The sequence below is a fragment of the Flavonifractor sp. An52 genome (assembly GCF_002159385.1).
Classification (GTDB): Bacteria; Bacillota; Clostridia; order Oscillospirales; family Oscillospiraceae; genus Flavonifractor; species Flavonifractor avicola.
The window spans coordinates 24,174-45,883 of sequence record NZ_NFIB01000021.1 but is presented as its reverse complement, the minus strand read 5'-3'; the positions used below and the strand labels follow the sequence as shown (position 1 = coordinate 45,883).

Genomic DNA, 21,710 nt, shown 5'->3' with positions numbered 1-21,710 from the left:
CATATCGGCTCCATCCTGATAGAGTAAAAGCAATCAAGGAAAGGTGTGCACGATCGACATGGCAAAAGAATTCAAACTCAGCGCTGAGCGCCTGGAGGAATTGAAACAGGAGCTGAATTATCTGAAGACCGTCCGTGAAAAAGAGGTGGCCGATCAGATCAAGGAAGCCCGTTCCTTCGGCGATCTGTCTGAGAACAGCGAGTACGACGAGGCCAAAAACGAGCAGGGCAAGCTCTACTCCCGCATTGCGGAGGTGGAGAATATCCTGGCCAACTATGTGGTCATCGAAGAGCATGAGAGCGACCCCAACTCCGTCCGTCTGGGTTCCACCGTTAAGGTGCTGGACCTGGAGTTTGAGGAGGAGGAGACCTACCAGGTGGTGGGTTCTCAGGAGGCCGACCCCATGAACGGCCGCATTTCCGAGGATTCTCCCTTCGGAAAAGCCCTTCTGGGCTGTGCGGTAGGCGAGGAGGTCCAGGTGGAAGCTCCCGCCGGTGTATTAAGGTATCGTATCCTAGAGATTCAAAAGTAAGGAGCAAGAACAATGAGTACTGAAGAGAGAAGCGTCAATCAGCCCGAGGAGCAGAATCTGTCCGAACAGCGCCTGATCCGCCGCGCCAAGCTCAAGGAGCTGCAGGAGGCGGGCCAGGACCCCTTCCAGATCACCAAGTATGTGGTGAAGCACCACTCCACCGACATCAAGGAGAACTTCGAGGCCCTGGAGGGAACCGAGACCTCCATCGCCGGCCGCATCATGTCCAAGCGGGGCATGGGCAAGGCTGTGTTCTGCGATCTGCAGGACGGTAAGGGCCGCATCCAGCTGTATGTCCGCGTGGACGAGCTGGGCGAGGAGGCCTTCGCCAAGTTCAAGAAGACCGACATCGGCGATATCGTAGGTGTGGAAGGCGAGGTCTTCAAGACCAAGCGGGGCGAGATCTCTGTGAAGGCCCATAAGGTGACCCTTCTCTCCAAGTCCCTTCAGCCCCTGCCTGAGAAGTTCCACGGCCTGACCGACAAGGAGATGCGCTACCGTCAGCGCTATGTGGACCTGATCATGAACGAGGACGTGCGCCGCACCTTCCAGATCCGCACCGCCTTCATCAAGCATGTGCGCAAGTATCTGGATGACCGGGACTACCTGGAGGTGGAGACCCCCGTCCTGAACACCATCTCCGGCGGCGCCACCGCCCGGCCCTTCATTACCCACCACAACACCCTGGATATCGACATGTATATGCGCATCGCCACCGAGCTGAACCTGAAGCGGCTCACCGTGGGCGGCTTCGAGCGGGTGTATGAGATCGGCCGCATCTTCCGCAACGAGGGCATGGATCCCAAGCACAACCCGGAGTTCACCACCATCGAGCTCTACGAGGCCTACGCCGACTTCCACGACATGATGGACATCGCCGAGGGCATCCTGTCCACCGCCGCCCAGGAGATCCTGGGGTCCTATCACGTCAACTGGCTGGGGGTGGACATCGACCTGACCCCCGGCTGGCCCCGCCTGACCATGATCGACGCGGTGAAGCAGTATGTGGGCGTGGATTTCGACGCCATCTCCGACGACGAGGAGGCCTGCAAGGCCGTGGAGGCCAAGGGCATCGACATGGAGGGCTGCGAGCGCACCTGGGGCACCGCCCTGTACGAGGCCTTCGATCAGCGGGTGGAGGAGAAGCTGGTGCAGCCCACCTTCATCACCATGTACCCGGTGGAGGTCTCCCCGCTGACCAAGCGCTCCCCCAAGGATCCCCGGCTCACCGAGCGGTTTGAGCTGTTCATCAACCACTGTGAGTTCGCCAACGCCTTCTCCGAGCTCAACGATCCCATCGACCAGCGGGGCCGCTTCGAGCACGAGCTGGCCCTCCGGGACATGGGCAACGACGAGGCCGGCATGATGGACGAGGACTTCATCAACGCTCTGGAGTACGGCCTGCCCCCCACGGGCGGCATGGGCATCGGCATCGACCGCTGCGTCATGATGCTCACCAATTCCGACTCTATCCGGGATGTGATCCTGTTCCCCACCATGAAGCCCCTGGACAAGGTGGAGGCCCCTAAGGCCGCTGCTGCTCCCGCCGCTTCTGTGGACGTGCCCCGCGCCGAGGCCGGTCCCATTGACTTCTCCAAGGTGGAGATCGAGCCCCTGTTCAAGGACGAGGTGGACTTTGATACCTTCTCCAAGTCCGACTTCCGGGCCGTCAAGGTGAAGGAGTGCACCGCGGTGCCTAAGAGCAAGAAGCTGCTGAAGTTCGTTCTGGACGACGGCACCGGCACCGACCGCGTGATCCTCAGCGGTATCCACGACACCTATGAGCCTGAGGAACTGGTGGGCAAGACCCTCATTGCTATCACCAACCTGCCCGCCCGCAAGATGATGGGCATCGACTCCTGCGGCATGATCATCTCCGCCATCCACTATGAGGAGGGCCAGGAGAAGCTCCACTGCCTGATGGTGGACGACCACATCCCCGCTGGCGCCAAGCTTTATTGATTGTAAAAAATGGGCTGCTGCAAACCTGCAGCAGCCCATTTTTTTGCCTGAAACAGAAGGGCCTGTTGCAAAATGCGCAGCTCGTACAAAGACCCGTCATTCCGAGAAAAACGGCCGCCCGGTGGGCGGCCGTTTTTCGTGGGAATCCGCCCCTTTTGCCGGGGAAACGGATTGCCACGCCAGTGTGCGCACTGGCTCGCAATGACAGGCTTGTGCAAAACAGCTATTTTGCAACAGGCCCTTGTAAGAGTGGCAATTAGCAGCTGGCGCCGCCGATTACCGTCTTGTTCATGATGGTATCCTTGTCAATGGAGCCGTGGAGCAGCTTATCCTCCACATAGTCGAAGCCCAGGCGGGCGATGGTGTCGGAGAAACGCTCACCAGTCTGGCCCTCATCCCGGAAGAAGAGAATGGCCTTTTCCACCAGGGCGATGACCTCCTCCTCGCTGGTGAAGATCTTGGACATGGGCCGGCCGGCGGCAACCTTCTTGCCCCAGCGGCCGCCCAGATAGATCTTGTAGCCGTAGGTGCTCTCGGTGTAGGCGCCGAAGGGGCACTTCTCCAGGCAGCGGCCGCAGTGGTTGCATTCGCTGGTATCAATGACGGCCTTGCCGTCCTTCATGGACACGGCGTGGATGGGGCAGGCCTTCTCGACCTGACACACCTTGCAGGCCTTGCACTTGTTCAGATCGGGCTCAGGTAGGCGCTGGCCGATGATGCCCAGGTCGTTCAGGTCGGGCTTGACGCAGTTGTTGGGACAGCCGCCTACGGCAATCTTGAACTTGTGGGGGAGGGAAACATCGTGGTAACCCTTGTAGAACAGCTCATGGAGCTTCTCGCTGAGAGCAAAGGTGTCGATCAGGCCGTACTGGCAGGTAGTACCCTTGCAGGAAACCACCGGACGTACCTTGGAGCCGGTGCCGCCCACGTCCAGACCGGCGGCGCTGAGGAACTCGATGAGGGGCTCCACATTCTCGTAGGGCACACCCTGGATCTCCAGGGTCAAACGGGTGGTCATGGTGACCTCGCCGGAGCCGAACTTCTCGGCGGCCTCGGCCACGGCGGCGTGCTCGGCACCGGTCAGCTTGCCGTTGCGGGTAATGACCCGGACATTGAAGCAGTCAGGGGTACGCTTATCCCACAGGCAGCCCAGACCCTTGAGGCGCTTGACCTCGGTGGGAGGCAGAGCAGCACCGGCAGGACGGGGGACCTTCACCTGATTGAAGGTGACGCCGCCTTCCAGAACCTTGGTGTTGGTGTAGCCATAGAACTTCAACTTGCTCTGGAGGAAGTAGCCACGCTTGCCACGGTTGCACACCAGCAGCAGCTTTTCGTCCTTATCGATGCCTTCCAGAGGTCCGTTGACCTTGCCCAGCTCCACCCAGTGGGCGCCGGGGATCGAGGAGGTGGGCATCACGTCGATCACCTTGTAGTCCTTGGCGGCGCCGGCCAGATACTCGGCGGGGGTGAAGGACTCCAGCACGCCGGCCAGCTTGTTTTCTAGCACATAGCAGGCCTGGACAAAGGGGTGGATGGCGGTGGAGAAGGGGGGCGCATAGGCCAGATCCAGATCGTTAAAGGCGTCAATGGTCAGACCGGCAGACAGACCGACAACAGCAATATCCACCATTTTATCCACCGCGCCGGCACCCAGGACCTGGATACCCAGCAGTTTGCGGGTGTTGCGGTCGGCAATCAGCTTGGTGAGGAAGCTGGAGGCGCCGGGATAGTAGTGGGCCTTGTCGTCGCAGGCGCACACCACAGTGATGGGGTCAAAGCCTTCGGCTTTGGCCTGGGCCTCGGTGAGGCCGGTGCGTCCGGCGTTGAGCTGGGGCAGCAGCTTCACCACGCCGGTACCCAGGCAGCCGCCGTAGGGGGTGTCGGTACCGGTGATGGTCTTGGCCAGCGCACGGGCGGTGATGTTGGCGGTGGAGCCCATGGCGGACCACTGGGGCTTGCCGGTGAGACGGTTGTACACCATGGCGCAGTCGCCGGCGGCGTAGATGTCGGGCAGGTTGGTGCGCATCTCCTTGTCTACCACCACGGTACCCTTGAAGAGCTCAATACCGGTGTCCTTCAGGAAGTCGGTGGCGGGGCGCACGCCGATGGCAAGCACTACCACGTCAGCAGCAATGGCGCCGCCGTCGGTGACGATGCCGGTGGCCTTGTCAACGCCGGTAACGGACTGGATGCGCTGGCCGGTAATCACGCGAATGCCGGCGTCTTTCAGCTTCCGGCGGGCAAAGTCGGCCATCTCGGGGTCAAAGGCGTTGGGCATGATCTGGTCGGCAAAATCCACCACAGTCACGTCCAGGCCCTGGGAGAGCAGGTTCTCGGCAATCTCCAGGCCGATGAAGCCGGCGCCCGCCACCACGGCCCGGCGGCAGTTGTTGGTGGCCACATAGTCCCGCAGGCCCACCGCGTCGTCGGGGGTGCGCATGGGGAACACGCCGGGCAGATTCTTGCCGGGCATATCGGGCACCACAGGAGCAGCGCCGGTGGCAACGATCAGCTTGTCGTAGTGCTCGGTAAAATTCTGGCCATCCCGCAGACCGCTTACCGTCCTGGCGGCGGGGTCAACATGGGTGACCTCGCAGCCGGTGATCACCTGAGCGCCGGTGAGTCCGGCATATTTCTGGGGAGTGTTGACGATCAGTTCCTCACGGCTGCCGATGGCGCCGCCTACATAGTAGGGCAGGCCGCAGCCGGCGTAGGAGATGTCCTGACCTTTATTCAGAATGATGACTTCCGCGCTGCGGTCCTCCCGCTTGATTTTAGCAGCGGCCTTCGTACCGGCGGCCACGCCGCCAATGACCAGAATACGCATCTTTATTCCCCGTCCTTATTGACAAATTTTTGTGTCACGCTTGTAATCAGTATAGCACCCCAGTATAATAAAATAAAGTTTTTAAAACTTATTGATTGATCGAAAAAAATTATAGGGGTGACGGACCATGGTGGACTATCGCATCCGGACCTTTCTGACTTTGTACGAGACCATGAATTACCGGAAAACAGGGGAGAAGCTGTGCATGAGCCAGCCGGCGGTAAGCCAGCAGATCCGGGGCCTGGAGGATAAGTACGGCTGCAAGCTGTTTGTATATGATGGCCGACAGCTTCATGCCACCCCTCAGGCCCAGCGGGTAGCGGAGTATGCTCGTACGGCCCTTTATAATGAGCAGCGCCTCCAGCAGGAGCTGGTGGAGACAAAGGTCCGGGAGATACGGATCGGAACTACAAAAACCATCGGAGAATTTGTGGTGGCCGAGGCCCTGAGCCGGTATATCTGCCATTCTGACAGCAATCTGAAAATCTCCGTGGATAATACTGCCGCCCTGCTGGGACAGCTGGAGCATGAACAGCTGGATTTTGCCCTCATCGAGGGGGCCTTCGACCGAAGTCGGTTCGGCAGCCGCCTGTTTCGCCGGTCCAAATTTGTAGGTTTATGTCGGAGGGACCATCCCTTTGCCGGCCGTACAATTCCACTGACGGCACTGGAAGGCCAGTGCCTGGTAGTACGGGAGGAGGGATCGGGGACCCGGGGTATTCTGGAGAATGTGCTGGCCGAGCGTGGTTATTCCCTGGATCTGTTTTCCCGGGTAATTTGCGCCAACCAGTTTTCCCTCATTACCCGGTTTGTGGCGGAAGGGTGCGGTATCACCTTTGCCTATGAGCCGGTGGCGGCAGGTCAGCCGGAACTGGCCTTTTTCCACCTGGATTGCCTGGATGAAACCCGGGAATTCAGCCTGGTTTACCTGAAAGGGACCCATATCTTCCCGTTGGTGAGGGAGGTGCTGGGTGAGCTGACCCCGTCTGATCTGGAAGAAGGGGCAGAATGATCAAAAAATGCTTGCAATGAATGCCTTGGTATGGTAAACTATACCGGTACCAGAAAGTGCGACCAATATTTCGGCAGGAAGCCGGAGCACCCGACCAGAGTCGGGACACACGCAGAAACGAGCCTGGTGCATGATTTGACTTATTGTGTAGGGATACTAGGAAGGTATCTGTTCCCCCAAGGGGAGCGGATACCTTCTTTTTTTGCAAAGGAGCGCGGATATGACGCTGGAACAGTTTTTCAAGGAGGTCCCCCGGGCGGCACTGGCCTTTTCCGGCGGGACAGACTCCGCCCTGCTGCTGTGGGCGGCCAAGACCTACGGCTGTGACGTGCGGGCCTATTACGTCAACACCGTTTTTCAGCCCGCCTTTGAGCTGGCCGACGCCCAAAAGCTGGCGAAGGAGCTGGAGGTGCCCATGACGGTGGTGGAGGCCGACGTACTGGCGGTACCTGAGGCGTCAGCCAACGGACCACGGCGGTGCTACTACTGCAAGAAGGCCCTGTTTACCACCCTGTGGAAGCGGGCGGCAGAGGACGGCTATACCGTGTTGCTGGATGGCACCAACGCCTCGGATGACGCCGGGGACCGGCCGGGGGTGCAGGCCCTGCGGGAGCTGGAGGTGCGCTCCCCCCTGCGGGAGTGCGGCATCACCAAGGACCAGGTGCGGCAGATGTCCAAAGAGGCGGGGCTGTTTACCTGGGACAAGCCGGCCTATGCCTGCCTGGCCACCCGGGTGCCCACCGGTACTGCCATTACCCGGAAGACCCTGGAAAAGGTGGAGCGGGGGGAGGACGCCCTCTTCCAGCTGGGCTTCACCGACTTCCGGGTGCGGCTGATGGGGGACGCCGCCCGCATCCAGCTGCCGGAGGCACAGATGGAGAGAGCCGTTCAACTGCGTGATACCATTGCCAAGGCGCTGGAGGTGGATTTCTCCGCTGTTCTGTTGGATCTGAAGGGGAGGTAAGCAAATGGATAACAAGCATGATATTCTGGAGCTGCTGCGGGCGGTTTCGGCGGGAAACACCAGCCCGGAGGACGCCCTGCTGGAACTGAAAACCAAGCCCTTTGAGGATCTGGGCTACGCCAAGGTGGACTTCCACCGCTCGGTGCGCCAGGGTGCGGCGGAAGTGATCTACGGTGCGGGCAAGACCCCGGAGCAGATCGCCGGGATTGCTGCCGCCATGGGAGAGCGGGGCTGTAAAAACATCCTTATCACCCGCATGGGGGAGGAAGCCGCCCGCTTCGTGGAGCAGTCGGTCCCTCTGGACTACCGTCCCATCCCCAAGCTGGGTATTGCCTTCCCCGGCCCCCGGCAGGAGCTGGGACACATCGTGGTGGCCACCGGTGGTACCAGCGATATGCCGGTGGCGGAAGAGGCCGCCCTCACTGCTGAGGTAATGGGCAACAAGGTTACCCGGCTGTATGACGTGGGCGTAGCGGGACTCCACCGGCTGCTGTCCAACCTGGACGTCATGATGAGCGCCCGGTGCGTTATCGCGGTGGCGGGCATGGAGGGGGCCCTGGCCTCCGTGGTGGGCGGTCTGGTGGACTGCCCGGTGGTGGCGGTGCCCACCAGCGTGGGCTACGGCGCCAGCTTTGGCGGCCTGTCCGCCCTGCTGGCCATGCTCAATTCCTGTGCTTCCGGGTGCAGTGTAGTCAATATCGACAACGGCTTCGGCGCGGGCTATCTGGCCAGCATGATCAATCAAATGGAGGGGTTAAAATGAAAACTTTATATATTGAATGCAACATGGGTGCGGCGGGAGATATGCTCATGTCCGCCCTGTACGAATTGCTGGAGGACAAGGAGAGCTTCCTGAATACCATGAACAGTCTGGGTCTGCCTGGCGTTCATCTGGAGGCGGCATCCGCCGTTACCAGCGGCATCAGCGGCACCCATATGAAGGTTACCGTCCACGGCGAGGAAGAGGATGAGCTTCTCCATCATCACGAGCACGATCATGACCATGACCACGAGCATGAGCATCATCACGACCATGATCATTGCCACGACCACGAGCATGAGCATCATCACGGCCATGATCATTGCCATGACCACGAGCATGAGCATCATCATGAGCACGATCATGACCACCATCACGACCATGACCATGAGCACCACCACCATCACCACGCCACCCCCGGCCATATTGCCCACCTGATCGACCACCTGCCTCTGCCGGAGGAGGTCAAGACCCACGCCAAGGCGGTGTATGATGCCATCGCCCAGGCGGAGGCCAAGGCCCACGGCTGTCCGGTGGGTGAGGTCCACTACCATGAGGTGGGGGCTCTGGACGCGGTGGCCGACGTGGCCGGCGTATGCTATGCCCTCTATCTGCTGAAGCCTGACAAGATCGTGGTGTCCCCCATCCATGTGGGCAGCGGCACGGTAAAATGTGCTCACGGTATCATGCCGGTGCCTGCCCCCGCCACCGCTGCCTTGCTCTCCGGTGTGCCCACCTACGGCGGCGAGATCAAAGGCGAGCTGTGTACCCCCACCGGGGCCGCTCTGCTGACCCATTTTGCCCAGTCCTTCGGTTCCATGCCGGTACTCAATGTGGAAAAGGTGGGCTACGGTGTGGGTACCCGCCAGTTTGAGCAGGCCAACTGTGTCCGGGCCTTCTGGGGTGAGAGCCAGGAGGGTAGCAACGGCGAGATCGTGGAACTGGTGTGCAACATCGACGACATGACCGGCGAGGCCCTGGCCTTTGCCGGGGAGCAGCTGCTGGCGGCAGGTGCTTTGGATGTGTATTCCGTTCCCGGTACCATGAAGAAGGGCCGTCCCGGCCATATGCTCACCGTACTGTGCGATGCAAGTAAAGAGCGGGAACTGGCTCAGGCCGTTTTGCGCCATACTACCACCAACGGCCTGCGGGTCCGCCGGTGCGAGAAGTATTTCCTTACTCCCGGCAGTAAGACGGTGGATACCCCCTGGGGGACTGTCCGGGTCAAGACGGCGGAGGGCTTCGGCATTTCCCATGCCAAATCGGAGTATGAGGACGCTGCCGCCCTTGCCCGTGCAAACGGGCTGCCTCTGGCGGTGGTGCTGGAAGAAGTGAAGAAAAGCCTGTAACGAGAGGGAGCCATCCATGAAACGAATTCTGACTCTGATTCTGAGCCTGGCCCTGACCGCCGGTATGCTGGCGGGCTGCGGCGGAGGAAATACGGTCGCCACCACCACTCCTCAGACCGGCAGCAAGGACAGCGTGATTATTGCCATGGGCACCACCTCCGAGCCCGAAGCCGGCTTCGACCCCGCCTACGGCTGGGGCGCCGGTGAGCACGTCCATGAGCCCCTGATCCAGTCCACGCTCACGGTGACCAACACCGATCTGACCATCGGCTACGACCTGGCCACCGACGTCCAAGTCAGCGATGATGGCCTCACCTGGACGGTCAAGATCCGGGATGACGTGAAATTCACCGACGGGGAGTCCCTGACCGCCTCTGACGTGGCCTTTACCTACAATACCGTCAAGGCTGCCAGCTCGGTAAACGACTTTACCATGCTGGACAACGCCGAGGCGGTGGACGACACCACCGTAGTATTCCATATGGCTACCCCCTTCTCCATCTGGCCCTACACCATGGCCATTGTGGGCATTGTGCCTGAGCACGCCTACGATCCCGCCACCTACGGCTCCAATCCCATCGGTTCCGGCCGGTACATCCTGAAGCAGTGGGATAAGGGCCAGCAGGTGATTCTGGAGGCCAACCCGGACTACTACGGCGAGGCTCCTGAAATGAAGCAGGTGACCATCCTCTTCATGGAGGAGGACGCCGCCTTCCTGGCGGTCCAGGCCGGTCAGGTGGATCTGGCCTATACCTCCGCTACCTATGCGGACCAAAGCCCTACCGGGTATACGCTGGCGGCCTACGACAGTGTGGATAACCGGGGCTTCAACCTGCCGGTGATCGAAGGCACCCTCACCGGCGATGTGCTGGTGCGCCGTGCCATCAATATCGGCATCGACCGGCAGGAGATGATCGACAACGTGCTCAACGGCTACGGCACCCCCGCCTATAGCGTGTGCGACCAGATGCCCTGGTACAATCTGGCCTCCGAAGTGGCCTATGATCCCGAGGGAGCTGCCGCCCTGCTGGACCAGGCGGGCTGGATCATGGGGGCCAACGGCGTCCGGGAGAAGGACGGCGTGAAGGCCACCTTGAATCTGCTCTATCCCACCAGCGACTCGGTGCGGCAGGCCCTGTGCGCCGATTTCGCCAACCAGCTGGGAGAGCTGGGTATCTCCTGCACCATGGAAGGCGTGGGCTGGGACACTGCCTATGACCGGGCCCAGACCGAGCCCCTCATCTGGGGCTGGGGCGCCCATACTCCCATGGAGCTCTATAACATCTACCACACCATCGGGGATACCGGCGCCGCCCAGTATTCCCCCTACGCCAACTCCACTGTGGATTCCTACATGGATCAGGCTCTCCAGTGCTCCGATCTGGAGGAGTCCTATGAGCTGTGGCAGAAAGCCCAGTGGGACGGCACCACCGGCGTTACCCAGGACGGAGATATCCCCTGGGTGTGGTTGGTGAACGTGAGCCACCTGTACTGGGTACGGAACGGCCTTCAGGTGGCCGAGCAGAAGATCCACCCCCACGGCCACGGCTGGTCCATCGTCAACAACGTGGATCAGTGGAGTTGGGGATAAGACGGGCTTTGCTGTCATTGCGAGCCGGTATGCACACCGGCTCGCAATCCTTATCCATGATCCCACTGGAAAGAAGGAATTCCCTTGAAACACCGCCTGATGTTCACGGGCAAAAAATTGATCCGCATGGTGCTGCTGCTGTTGGGCGTCAGCCTGGCCGCCTTTCTGCTCATGTCGGCCTCTCCGCTGGACCCACTCAAGACCAACGTGGGACAGGCCGCCCTGGGTACCATGAGTCAGGAGCAGATTGCCAAGCTGGAGGAATATTGGGGAGTCAATACCCCGCCGGTGGAGCGGTACCTAGGCTGGCTGGGCGACTTTGTCCGGGGGGATATGGGCACCTCGCTGCTCTACCGCCAGCCGGTGAGCCAGGTCATCGGCCAGCGGCTGCAAAGTTCCCTGTGGCTCATGGCCTTCGCCTGGGTGATCTCCGGCGTGCTGGGACTGACCCTGGGCGTCATTGCCGGTGCCAACCGGGGAAAACTGGTGGATAAGCTGATCCGAGGCTACTGCTGGCTGATCTCCAGTACCCCGGCCTTTTGGCTGGCCCTGGTGCTGCTGGTGGTCTTCTCAGTGTGGCTGGGACTGTTTCCCATCGGCCTGTCGGTACCCATTGGGGCGGACGCATCCAGTGTCACTCTGGCCGACCGGCTCTACCACGCCTTCCTGCCCGCCCTTACCCTGAGTATCACCGGTGTGGCCAACATCGCCATGCACACCCGGGAGAAGATGGCGGACATTATGGAGAGCGACTATGTGCTCTTCGCACGGGCCAGAGGGGAGTCCAAGCGATCCATCGTGCTGCGCCATGGTCTGCGCAACGTGGCCCTGCCCGCCATCACCCTGCAATTTGCCTCCATCAGCGAGATCTTTGGCGGCTCGGTGCTGGTGGAGCAGGTATTCTCCTACCCCGGCCTGGGCCAGGCTGCCGTCAACGCCGGTCTGGGTTCCGACCTGCCCCTACTGCTGGGCATCACGGTGGTGAGTGCCGCCATCGTGTTCGGCGGCAACCTGATTGCCGATCTGCTTTACGGCGTGGTGGATCCCAAGATCAGAAGGGGGGTGGCCCGGAAATGAGACATTGGAACGGGCGAAAAAATGCCCTCTTTCTGTTGGTTGCCGCCGCTGTGGTGCTGTGCGCTGTGGCAGTGGCTGGAGGCCTGCTCAGCGGGCAGGCCATGGTTACCGACTTTACCCGCAAAAATCTGGCCCCTTGCGGTCAGTTCCTCTTCGGAACCGACTGGATGGGCCGGGATATGCTCTCCCGCACCCTCACCGGCCTGTCCCTCAGCATCCGCATCGGCCTGCTGACCGCGGCTGTCAGCGCTGTCATTGCCCTGGTGCTGGGTGTGGCGTCCGCCGTCCTGGGGGGCTGGGTGGATGCGGTAATCTCCTGGTGCATCGATCTGGTCATGGGCATCCCCCATATCCTGCTGGTCATGCTCATCTCCCTGGCATTCGGAAAGGGCTTCGTGGGCGTGGTGGCAGGCGTGGCCCTCAGCCACTGGCCCTCTCTGGCCCGGGTCATCCGGGGTGAGGTGCTCCAACTGCGGGGCGCGGTGTATGTCCGTACGGCGGAAAAGCTGGGGGTGTCCCGGCTGACCATTGCCCGGCGGCATCTGCTGCCCCATCTGCTGCCCCAGTTCCTCACCGGGCTGGTGCTCCAGTTCCCCCACGCCATCCTCCACGAGGCCAGCGTCACCTTCCTTGGTTTTGGGCTGTCGCCGGAGCAGCCTGCCATCGGCGTGATTTTGTCGGAGAGCATGAGCTACCTCACCACCGGCAAGTGGTGGCTGGCGGTGTTCCCCGGCCTGAGCCTGGTGCTGGTGGTAGTGCTTTTTGCCGCCATGGGGGAGCAGCTGCGCAAGCTGCTGGACCCTGCCAGCGTACATATGTGAGGAGGGATGGAGTTGGAACCGATTTTGGAAGTCAAAGACCTGTCCATCTCCTTCACCCAGTATGGACGGGGCACAAAACAGGTGCTGCTGCCGGTGATTCAGGATCTGTCCCTCACCATTCGGCCCGGCCAGGTGGTGGCGGTGGTTGGGTCCAGCGGTTCGGGTAAGAGCCTGCTGGCCCACGGAATCCTGGGTATCCTGCCTTATAACAGCCATATGGCCGGGGAGATCTCCTTCTTGGGCCAGCCCCTTACCCCCAAACGGGCGGAGAAGGTGAGGGGCAAAGAGATTGTCCTGGTGCCCCAGGGCGTGACCTACCTGGACCCGCTGATGAAGGTGGGGCCCCAGATCCGCAAGGGCCGCCGGGACCAGAGTGCCCGGGAGGCCAGTCGGGCGGTGCTGGAGCGGTACGGCCTGGGGGCGGATACCGAGGAGCGCTATCCCTTTGAGTTGTCCGGCGGCATGGCCCGGCGGGTGCTCATCGCCACCGCGGCGGCGGCCACCCCCAAGCTGGTCATCGCCGACGAGCCCACTCCCGGTCTGGATGCCCGGGCGGCGAAACGGGTACTGAGTCACTTCCGGGAGCTGGCTGACAGCGGCGCGGGGGTGCTTCTCATCACCCACGACTTGGAGCTGGCCCTCACCATTGCCGACCGGGTGGCGGTGTTCTACGCCGGTGAGACGGTGGAGGAGGCCAACGCCGCCGATTTTGAGGCGGGGAAACTACGGCATCCCTACACCAAAGCTCTGTGGAATGCCCTGCCCCAGAATGGCTTTATCCCCATCTCCGGCGCCCAGCCCGGGCCGGGCGAGGTGGGGGAGGGGTGCCCTTTTGCCTCCCGCTGCCCCAAGGGGCGGCCTGAGTGTATGGGCCCGGTAGCCTATCGGGAACTGGACGGCGGCCTGGTGCGCTGCTTATATCCGGAAGGAGGGGAACAGCCGTGAGTCTGGAGGCAAAACAACTCACTTTCGGTTATCGCCGGAAAGGAAAAGAGCCGGTGCTGGACCGCATCGACCTGACGCTGGAGCCGGGGGAGCGGCTTGGGCTGCTGGGCCCCAGCGGACGGGGTAAGACAACCTTATGTAAACTTCTGGCGGGCTATGAGAAGCCGGACAGCGGCACGGTGCTGGTGGACGGCAAGCCTTTGAAGGAGTACCGGGGGATCTGCCCGGTACAGATGATTTGGCAGCACCCGGAGACGGCAGTGGACCCGCTGATGAAGCTGGGGGATACGCTAAAAGAAGGTGGGCCCGTGGAGGAGGGACTGCTGGAGGCCCTTCACATCCAGCCCGCCTGGCTGGAGCGGTATCCCACGGAACTGTCTGGCGGTGAGCTTCAGCGGTTCTGCATTGCCCGTGCCCTGCGGCCCGGGGTGCGCTATCTGCTGTGCGACGAGGTCAGCGCTATGCTGGACCTCATCACCCAGGCCCAGATCTGGACCTTTCTGCTGGACCAGGCGGAGAAGCGGAACTTGGGGCTGGTGATCGTCAGCCATAACAGCCCCCTGATGGAGAAGCTGTGTACACGGGTACAGAATTTGGCATAAGAGAACGGCCTGCAAGTGAGTAAAATCACTTGCAGGCCGTTTTCTGCCCCTAGTTGGGGCCCTGATTCTCATATGTGAGGATGGAGTCCTCCAGCATCAACAGGCCGGACTGATCGGGTTCCCGGCCTTCATACGGCGTCCTGTCCACATACAGCAGGGCGCTGTCCGGGTCAAACCGAAGGGCATAGTCATAGTTCATCCGGTCCTCCAGCTCATAGGTGCGGCCGTTGGCGTAGTCACAGACCGCGATCCGGGTATCTACGATGCCGGACCCCATGCTGAGGGTGGCGCACAGCTCCGGCAGGCCGTCGCCGTTCAGGTCGCAGAAATAGGCGTTCCAGATGGGCATACCGGAAATCAGCTGGACCGGTGTTTCCTCTCGCTTTTGCTGTGCCGTGATCTTCTCTGGCGTATAGCGGAAGGTCACATCGGGGAAGGCCGTGTGGGTGATGGTCAGTTCCCCATCCCAATCCATTTCGCTGGGGGCGGTGGTATAGTCAAACCATTTGGTGGCGGTGGCCGCCGGAACGGGGATTTGGCTGTTTTTGGAGAAGACCGCCCCATCTGCCACCTTTACATAGATGAAATTGGTGGAACCCTTTGCCTGGAAGATCAGGTCGTCCCCCTCCATGCGGAAGCGGTTGACCCTGGTGACGCCGGTCTCGTCCTCCAGGGTAAGGATATCGCCGGAGACCGACCACCGGCCCATCCCGATATAGCTGCTCAGGTATCCTTCATAGTAGGTGAAGGAGCCGTCCTCCCGGAGGGTGATGGTAAAATCACCGCCGAACCCATCCCCCTCATAGAGGTAGAGCCCGGCGGGGGAGAGCTGACTCCCGGATATTTCATAGCCCTCTTTCGTATACTGAACCTGGTTGCATATGACGTCGATCATCAAAGTATCTTGGGCGGCCATACAGGCCTCTTTGGACACATAGAAGGTAAACTTGGCGTCGGGGCCGTAACCGCGCAGGCTAAGGGCGTCTGGATAGGTGGTGGTACCGTCTCTGAGGATCTTGTTTCTCAAAAGGATCTGGGGGCTGATGGACGAATCTTCTGTGGCAAGCAGTGGGGTGACAAAACTGCCGTAGTTGGAGAAACGGTAGGAGCAGTCAAAGCTCATATACAGCAGTTCATCGCTTTCGTTGGAGAGCATGACATTATGGAGATAAATGGTGGTGGCGTCATCCTGCCACACCACCACCTGGCCGTCAGCAAAGGTGTGGCCCTCCCCGGTAAAGCAGTCGTCTGTCAGAGCAGATTTGGGTACGGTCAGGGTCAGATCCACCTGCTTTTGACTCAGAACCTCATAGCCGTCCTGAGTTAAGACATCGTAAACGGTGGGCTCCTTGGGACTGGTCAGAAAGCACAGGGCGGCAATGACACAGGCAGCAAGGGCGATGAGCACCACCCAGAAGGCGGGCTTCTTGTAGTGCATCACCGCCTTCACCCGGCCCTTTACCCCCGCTTCTCCAAAGGCCAGGGGGCAGGGCGCCACGGGCCGGCGGCGGATGCTGCAATTCAGCAGGGCGGTGGAATAACCCCGCCGCTCCTCCTGGTTCAAAGCCCGGATGGCCTTCTCGTCGCAGGCTCCCTCCAGATCCCGGCAGAACAGCAGATAGGACACCCACATCAGGGGATTAAACCAGTAGATTGCAAGCAGCACAAAGCCCAGTAGCTTCCACCAGTGATCCAGACGGCGGATATGGGCCCGTTCGTGGGTCAGTACATAGGTCAGGTCCTGCTCCGGAATGTGGTAAGGCAGATAGATGACCGGGCGGAACAGCCCCAGTACAAAGGGGGAACCTACCTGCTCGCTCTGCCGGATGTTGTCCTCCAGCAGGGTGGCGGTGGCCAGCCGCCGCTTCAACAGCAGCCAGCTGATCAGCGCATAGAGCAGCAGAACCACCATTCCCGCCAGCCAGATCCGGGACAACAGGAAGGACCAGACCTGGGTGGGATTGACGCTGGCTCCTGCAGCCGGCGCCAGGGCTTCTTGCAGGATGGGATTAACAGCGCTGTTGACGGCGGGGATGCCGCTTTGGATCTGAGGCGTGGCGGTGTGGAGAATCTCCCGGGGCAGAGGCTGGGTACTGGGGACCAGACTGAAAGGGCTTTCCAGGGAAAAGGGAAACATCAGGCGAAGGGCCACCAGGCCCCAGAGCAGGCAGAAGCTCCACCTGGGAGCTTTCCGCAGGATCAGTCTCAGCACCAGAACAGCCAGTACCAGCCAGCTGGCGGTGAGACTGAGATTGACCAGGGTCAGGAACAGCTCTTCCATGGCAGGACCTCCTTATTTTTCGATGATGCGGCGGATTTCCTCTACCTCGTTCTCGGTCAGAGACTGCCTGCGGGCGAAGGCAGACAGAAAGGCGGGAAGGGAGCCCTGGAACTTCTTCTCCATCAGTTCGTCCAGCTCGGACACCTGGGCATCCTCCCTGGAGATCAGGGCGGTCACCAGCCCGTCCTGATTTTTCAGCACGCCCCGTTCCCCCAACCGCTTGATGACGGTGTAGGTGGTGGTGCGTTTCCAGCCCAGCTGGGCCTGACACAGCTTTACCAGCTCTGTGGTCGTTACCGGTTCGTGCTCCCAGAGAATGAGACAGAACCGGTATTCGCTTTCAAAGATTTTGGGCGTCTCCATAGGAACCTCCTTTGTCTAATGGGATAGACTTCTTGCTTGTAGTCTATCTTATTAGACAGATTTTGTCAAGGGCATAAAAAAATTCCTGTGTTCCGAAGAGGAACACAGGAATTTTGGATTCAAACTCAGGCCAGCTGAGCCTTCGCCATCTCGGTCAAAGCGGTGAAAGCGGCCTTGTCGTTGACAGCCAGCTCGGCCAGCATCTTGCGGTTGATCTCCACGCCAGCCTTTTTCAGGCCGTTCATAAAGGTGGAGTAGTTCATGCCGTTCATCTTGCAGGCGGCGGAGATACGGGTGATCCACAGAGAGCGGAAGTCACGCTTCTTCAGCCGACGGCCGGTGTAGGCGTAGGTCAGGGACTTCATGACCTGCTCGTTGGCCATCTTGAAGTGCTTGCTCTTGGCGCCCCAGTAGCCCTTGGCCAGCTTGAGGATCTTATTTCTTCTCTTGCGCGTCATCATCGCGCCTTTAACTCTAGCCATTGTAAAAAGCCTCCTATGTTAAGGTAAAATCGGAATTATCTTATTTGTAGGGGATCATGCGCTTGATGGCGGGCTCGTTGGTCTTGTCCGCATAAGCGCCGGCGCGGAGGCCTCTCTTACGCTTGGTGTCCTTGCCGTGGCCGTTGAGCAGGTGGGACTTGAACGCATGGGCGCGCTTGACCTTGCCGGACTTGGTCAGGCTGAATCTCTTCTTCGCACCGGAGTGAGTTTTCAGTTTAGGCATGGTGGTTAACTCCTTTGTCTTTGGATTTCAGGGGATTGCTCAGGATTTCTTGCCGTCCTTGGCAACCTTGGGAGAGAGGAACATGGACATATGCCGTCCGTCCAGCTTGGGGTCCTTATCCAACGCGGCCACCTCGCTGCACTGTTCCGCAAACTTGAGCAGCAGGCCCTTGCCGATATCGGTGTGGGCCATTTCGCGGCCGCGGAAGCGGACGGTGACCTTCACCCGATTGCCCTGGCTCAGGAACTTCTGGGCGTTACGGAGCTTGACGTTAAAATCGTTCACGTCAATGCCCGGCGACATACGGACTTCCTTGATCTCCACGACGTGCTGATTTTTCCGGGCCTCTTTTTCCCGCTTGGTCTGCTCGAACTTGTACTTGCCATAGTCCATGAGCTTGCACACGGGGGGCACGGCGTTGGGAGAGATCTTCACCAGGTCCAGGTTCTGCTCGATGGCGCGCTCCAGCGCCTCACGGGCGGACATGATACCCAGCTGCTCGCCGCTGTCGGAAACGAGCCGGACTTCTTTGTCGCGGATCTCTTCGTTGATCTGATGACCCTGTTTGCTGATACGAAAGCACCTCCAATTCTTTGCTGCATACAAAAACGCGGTTACCGCATTCCGGTACCCGCGCCACAACAGAACAGCCACGCCGAATATACGGCGCGCCGCTGACCATGTTGACCTCTTTGCTGATGCTGGAGGTGAGGACGGAGGTACCTTCCTGCTTTATTGTGCCCAAACAGTATATCAAAGGATTGATGCGATGTCAAGTAGAAAACAGAAGAAAAAATCCAGACTATTTTTTGCTTTCCTTTTCATTGGAATTATGGCAGAATGGGGACAAGGAGGGAGTATTATGGTGCATCATGGCCTGAAACGGCTTTTTTTGACAGTTCTAACCCTTATTTTGTTGATCTTCATCTGCCCGGCCTGGGGAGCGGCGGAGAACAGCCACGACGCCGTGATTCTGTTCACCCACGATACCCATGATCATTTTTATCCTGCGCCCTCGGAAGATGGCGGGGAATATGGTGGCTATACCCGGCTGGCGACCCTTCTTGCGCTGGAACGGGTAAAATATCCCGATGCCATCACGGTGGATGGCGGCGACTTTTCCATGGGAACGCTGTTTCAGACCATCTATGCCACCCAGGCGCCGGAGCTGAAGGCACTGGGGGCTATGGGATATGATGTGACCACCCTGGGCAACCATGAGTTTGACTACCGTGCCTCGGGCCTGGCCCAAATGCTGGAGACGGCAGCCGCCAGCGGCAGTCAGGTGCCTGCCATTGTGCAGTCCAACGGCACGGTGCTGGACGGGGAAGGCGCCGAGGAATTGCGGGCCGCTATGGAGGCCTATGGAGTGCAGAACCATATGATCCTCACCCGGGGCGGCATCAACTACGGTATTTTCGGCCTGATGGGGGAGGACGCGGATGCCTGCGCTCCCATGTCTGGCATGGAATTTGAGGCTGTGGCCGATGCTGCCCGGCGAGAGGTGGCTGCCCTGGAGGAGGAACTGGCCCAGCTGGAAGGCCCCTCTGTGATTGTGTGTCTCTCCCACACCGGCACCGATGGCGGAAAAGGGGAGGACTATGAGCTGGCTAAGGCGGTGGATGGCATCGATGTGATCATCTCCGGCCACACCCACTCTACCCTGGAGGAGCCGATTCAGGTCAATGATACCCTGATTGTCTCCTGTGGAGAGTATACCACCAATCTGGGTGTGCTGGTTCTGGAGCTGGACGATGCCGGTACTGTCACGGACTATGATTACCGGCTGGTGCCGGTGGACGAGACAGTAACGGCTAATACTGAGATGGAGCGGTTGGCCCAGTCCTTCCAGCCCATCATCGAGGAGGAGTACCTCTCCCAGTTCGGACTGACCTTCGATCAGGTGCTGGCCCGGTCGGAGTTTGACTTCACCCCAATCTCCCAGTTTGGCAAGGAGCATAAGGAGGATACTTTGGGCAATCTCATTGCCGACTCCTACATCTATGCAGTGCAGCAGGCGGAGGGGGAGGACTATGTGCCGGTGGATTTTGCTGTGGTGGCAGCGGGCGTGATCCGGGAGTCCTTCTCTGCGGGAGAGATTACCACATCGGATGTGTTTAACGTCGCCTCTCTGGGCTCCGGTGCCGACGGAACCCCAGGCTATCCGCTGATCTCGGTATGGATCACCGGCCGGGAACTGCGGGATGCCTTTGAGGTGGACGCGTCTGTGACCGGCTTGATGCCAGCCGCCCAGATCTATGGTTCGGGAATGACCTGGACCTGGAACCCCTATCGGATCATCCTCAATCGGGTAAATGACTATGCCCAGGTGCTGCCTGACGGTACTACTGTACCGCTGGAGGACGACAAACTCTATCGAGTGGTAACCGGATTGTATACCGGTCAGATGCTGGGTACCGTCAATGACCAGTCCTTTGGTATTCTGACCATAACGCCCAAGGATGCCCAAGGTAACCCGGTGACCAATTTTGAGGACCAGATCATTTATACCCCAAATGGCTCGGAACTGAAGGAGTGGTATGCGCTGGCCACTTACCTCCAGTCCATGGGTACGGTGGACCAGCGTTATGCCGCACCAGAGGGACGGAAGGTGGAGGAGGCGTCCCTGAATCCGGTGAGCCTGCTGAAAGGGCTGAACCTGGTAGGCTGGATCGCTCTTGTAGTCTGCCTTGTAGTGCTGGCTCTGATCGTATTTATTGTTTATCGCATTGCCACCAGAGGACGCCGCCGCCGTTATGGAGGACAAAAGGGACGTGGTTACCACCGCTATCGTGGATAAAGGAATCAGGGCCTGCCGCAACAAGCGGCAGGCCCTGATGGTTATGACTCTGCATTTTTGTGGGAGACAGGCAGGGGAGCGATGGAACCTACGCACCGATTGATGGGGGTGCCCAGGTTGTGGAATTTTTCCTCATAGTCGGTCATAACGCCGCAGATACCATTGGCATGGAGATCGCGGGTGACCTGAGAGAGTTGGAACCCGGCCTTGGGGAACTGGAACAGAGACCACTCAAACAGATCGTGGTTATCTGTCTTAAAGTGGATCTCACCCTTCCGGGAAAGAATTTGACGGTAGCGCAGCAGAAAATCAGGGTGAGTCAGGCGGCGCTTGGCGTGCCGGTTGCCGGGCCAGGGATCACAGAAATTGATGTAGATGCGATCCACCTCGCTGGGGGCAAAGAGTTCAGTTAGGTCGGCGGCATCGCCGTCGATAAAGAAGACATTGTGCAGATCCATGGCGCATACCCGCTCCATGGCGATGACCATAGCGTCAGGCACCCGTTCCACCGCAATGTAGAGGGCCTGAGGATTTTGTGCGGCGGTCTCTGCAGTAAAACGGCCCTTACCGCAGCCCAGTTCCAGATAAAGAACGCTTGCCTGGGGCATCAGGCTCATCCAACGGCCCCGCAGGGCGGCAGGATCAGAGATCAGAACACGGGCACACCGCTCCATCCGGGGGGCCAGGTTGGGCTTTTTTCTCATTCGCATCGATTTATTCACCTCACAAAGAGCATCATAACATATTTGATTGGATACTTGCAATCCTTGGCGGCATATATTATAATGATACCTGTTATGCAGGTAAACCACATATCCGGGTGTAGCGCAGTTGGTAGCGCACGTGATTTGGGAGGATACGCCCGGGCAGTCCCACAACTTCATATCGGGGTGTTGCGCAGTTGGTAGCGCGCCTGCTTTGGGAGCAGGAGGCCCGGGGTTCGAGTCCCCGCACTCCGACCAAATTTTGCAGAAAAACCGCCTAAACGGGCGGTTTTTCTGCGTTTTGAGTTCGGCTTTTGCGGTTTTGGAGATTGCTGCTTTGTGGTAGTTTCAGTGGCGGAACAGCGGTCGGGGGGATGAGTGAGCGTAGCGGCTG

Annotated in this window: 19 protein-coding genes and 1 tRNA gene; 13 read left to right on the top strand and 7 right to left on the bottom strand. The window is 59.8% G+C overall.

Annotated elements, in window-relative coordinates; all coding sequences use genetic code 11:
- Window positions 1–58 precede the first annotated feature (58 nt).
- Both greA and lysS read left to right on the top strand, forming a co-directional pair.
- Window positions 59–532 (top strand): transcription elongation factor GreA, encoded by a 474-nt coding sequence (gene greA / locus B5G06_RS09385; RefSeq protein WP_087188820.1) that lies wholly within the window; start codon window positions 59–61, stop codon window positions 530–532.
- A gap of 12 nt (window positions 533–544) precedes the next feature.
- Window positions 545–2,494, top strand: coding sequence for a lysine--tRNA ligase (gene lysS, locus B5G06_RS09380; RefSeq protein WP_087188819.1), 1,950 nt, complete (start codon window positions 545–547; stop codon window positions 2,492–2,494).
- Window positions 2,495–2,750: 256 nt separating this feature from the next.
- Here lysS and B5G06_RS09375 read toward each other — a convergent pair whose 3' ends face one another.
- Window positions 2,751–5,321 carry an FAD-dependent oxidoreductase gene (locus B5G06_RS09375; protein WP_087188818.1) on the bottom strand — a complete coding sequence of 857 codons (2,571 nt, stop codon included), beginning with the start codon at window positions 5,319–5,321 and terminating at the stop codon, window positions 2,751–2,753.
- Window positions 5,322–5,448: 127 nt separating this feature from the next.
- Between B5G06_RS09375 and B5G06_RS09370 the strand changes: the two genes are divergently transcribed.
- The 9 genes from B5G06_RS09370 to B5G06_RS09330 all read left to right on the top strand — a co-directional run bounded on the left by B5G06_RS09370 (window position 5,449) and on the right by B5G06_RS09330 (window position 14,442).
- Entirely contained in the window at window positions 5,449–6,333 is an 885-nt protein-coding gene (locus tag B5G06_RS09370) for a LysR family transcriptional regulator (RefSeq protein ID WP_087188817.1), read from the top strand.
- Window positions 6,334–6,553: 220 nt separating this feature from the next.
- The gene (larE, locus tag B5G06_RS09365; RefSeq protein WP_087188816.1) at window positions 6,554–7,297 is read left to right on the top strand and encodes an ATP-dependent sacrificial sulfur transferase LarE; all 744 of its coding nucleotides are present in this window, start codon (window positions 6,554–6,556) and stop codon (window positions 7,295–7,297) included.
- Window positions 7,298–7,301: 4 nt separating this feature from the next.
- Window positions 7,302–8,060, top strand: a complete 759-nt coding sequence (gene larB, locus B5G06_RS09360) for a nickel pincer cofactor biosynthesis protein LarB (RefSeq protein WP_087188815.1) — start codon at window positions 7,302–7,304, stop codon at window positions 8,058–8,060.
- Complete coding sequence (larC, locus tag B5G06_RS09355) at window positions 8,057–9,406, top strand: nickel pincer cofactor biosynthesis protein LarC (RefSeq protein WP_087188814.1); 1,350 nt, start codon at window positions 8,057–8,059, stop codon at window positions 9,404–9,406. Before larB ends, larC begins: the two co-directional genes overlap by 4 nt.
- A 16-nt stretch (window positions 9,407–9,422) precedes the next feature.
- Window positions 9,423–10,997 (top strand): ABC transporter substrate-binding protein, encoded by a 1,575-nt coding sequence (locus tag B5G06_RS09350; RefSeq protein WP_087188813.1) that lies wholly within the window; start codon window positions 9,423–9,425, stop codon window positions 10,995–10,997.
- An 84-nt stretch (window positions 10,998–11,081) separates the two neighbouring features.
- Window positions 11,082–12,074 (top strand): ABC transporter permease, encoded by a 993-nt coding sequence (locus B5G06_RS09345; protein ID WP_343286360.1) that lies wholly within the window; start codon window positions 11,082–11,084, stop codon window positions 12,072–12,074.
- Window positions 12,071–12,895: an ABC transporter permease gene (locus tag B5G06_RS09340; RefSeq protein WP_087188812.1), complete on the top strand. Its 825-nt coding sequence runs from the start codon at window positions 12,071–12,073 to the stop codon at window positions 12,893–12,895. The genes B5G06_RS09345 and B5G06_RS09340 overlap by 4 nt, the downstream gene beginning before the upstream one ends.
- Before the next feature lie 6 nt (window positions 12,896–12,901).
- Window positions 12,902–13,840, top strand: coding sequence for an ABC transporter ATP-binding protein (locus B5G06_RS09335; RefSeq protein WP_087188811.1), 939 nt, complete (start codon window positions 12,902–12,904; stop codon window positions 13,838–13,840).
- Complete coding sequence (locus B5G06_RS09330) at window positions 13,837–14,442, top strand: ABC transporter ATP-binding protein (protein WP_087188810.1); 606 nt, start codon at window positions 13,837–13,839, stop codon at window positions 14,440–14,442. The genes B5G06_RS09335 and B5G06_RS09330 overlap by 4 nt, the downstream gene beginning before the upstream one ends.
- Window positions 14,443–14,491: 49 nt before the next feature.
- On the opposite strand, the gene B5G06_RS09325 is transcribed toward B5G06_RS09330, so the two are convergent.
- The 5 genes from B5G06_RS09325 to infC form a co-directional block, all read right to left on the bottom strand.
- Window positions 14,492–16,723 (bottom strand): M56 family metallopeptidase, encoded by a 2,232-nt coding sequence (locus B5G06_RS09325; RefSeq protein ID WP_087188809.1) that lies wholly within the window; start codon window positions 16,721–16,723, stop codon window positions 14,492–14,494.
- A gap of 12 nt (window positions 16,724–16,735) precedes the next feature.
- Window positions 16,736–17,086 (bottom strand): BlaI/MecI/CopY family transcriptional regulator, encoded by a 351-nt coding sequence (locus B5G06_RS09320; protein ID WP_087188808.1) that lies wholly within the window; start codon window positions 17,084–17,086, stop codon window positions 16,736–16,738.
- Between the two features lie 125 nt (window positions 17,087–17,211).
- A complete protein-coding gene (gene rplT, locus B5G06_RS09315) occupies window positions 17,212–17,568 on the bottom strand; it encodes a 50S ribosomal protein L20 (protein WP_087188807.1) in 357 nt (118 codons plus the stop codon).
- Between the two features lie 40 nt (window positions 17,569–17,608).
- Window positions 17,609–17,812 (bottom strand): 50S ribosomal protein L35, encoded by a 204-nt coding sequence (gene rpmI / locus B5G06_RS09310; RefSeq protein ID WP_087188806.1) that lies wholly within the window; start codon window positions 17,810–17,812, stop codon window positions 17,609–17,611.
- Window positions 17,813–17,851: 39 nt separating this feature from the next.
- Window positions 17,852–18,418 carry a translation initiation factor IF-3 gene (infC, locus tag B5G06_RS09305; protein WP_087188805.1) on the bottom strand — a complete coding sequence of 189 codons (567 nt, stop codon included), beginning with the start codon at window positions 18,416–18,418 and terminating at the stop codon, window positions 17,852–17,854.
- 256 nt (window positions 18,419–18,674) lie between these two features.
- Between infC and B5G06_RS09300 the strand changes: the two genes are divergently transcribed.
- Complete coding sequence (locus tag B5G06_RS09300; RefSeq protein ID WP_087188804.1) at window positions 18,675–20,612, top strand: bifunctional metallophosphatase/5'-nucleotidase; 1,938 nt, start codon at window positions 18,675–18,677, stop codon at window positions 20,610–20,612.
- 41 nt (window positions 20,613–20,653) lie between these two features.
- On the opposite strand, the gene trmB is transcribed toward B5G06_RS09300, so the two are convergent.
- Window positions 20,654–21,322 (bottom strand): tRNA (guanosine(46)-N7)-methyltransferase TrmB, encoded by a 669-nt coding sequence (gene trmB / locus B5G06_RS09295; RefSeq protein WP_087265925.1) that lies wholly within the window; start codon window positions 21,320–21,322, stop codon window positions 20,654–20,656.
- 176 nt (window positions 21,323–21,498) lie between these two features.
- Here trmB and B5G06_RS09290 point away from each other — a divergent pair.
- Window positions 21,499–21,574, top strand: a tRNA-Pro gene (locus B5G06_RS09290).
- The last annotated feature ends 136 nt before the right edge of the window (window positions 21,575–21,710 follow it).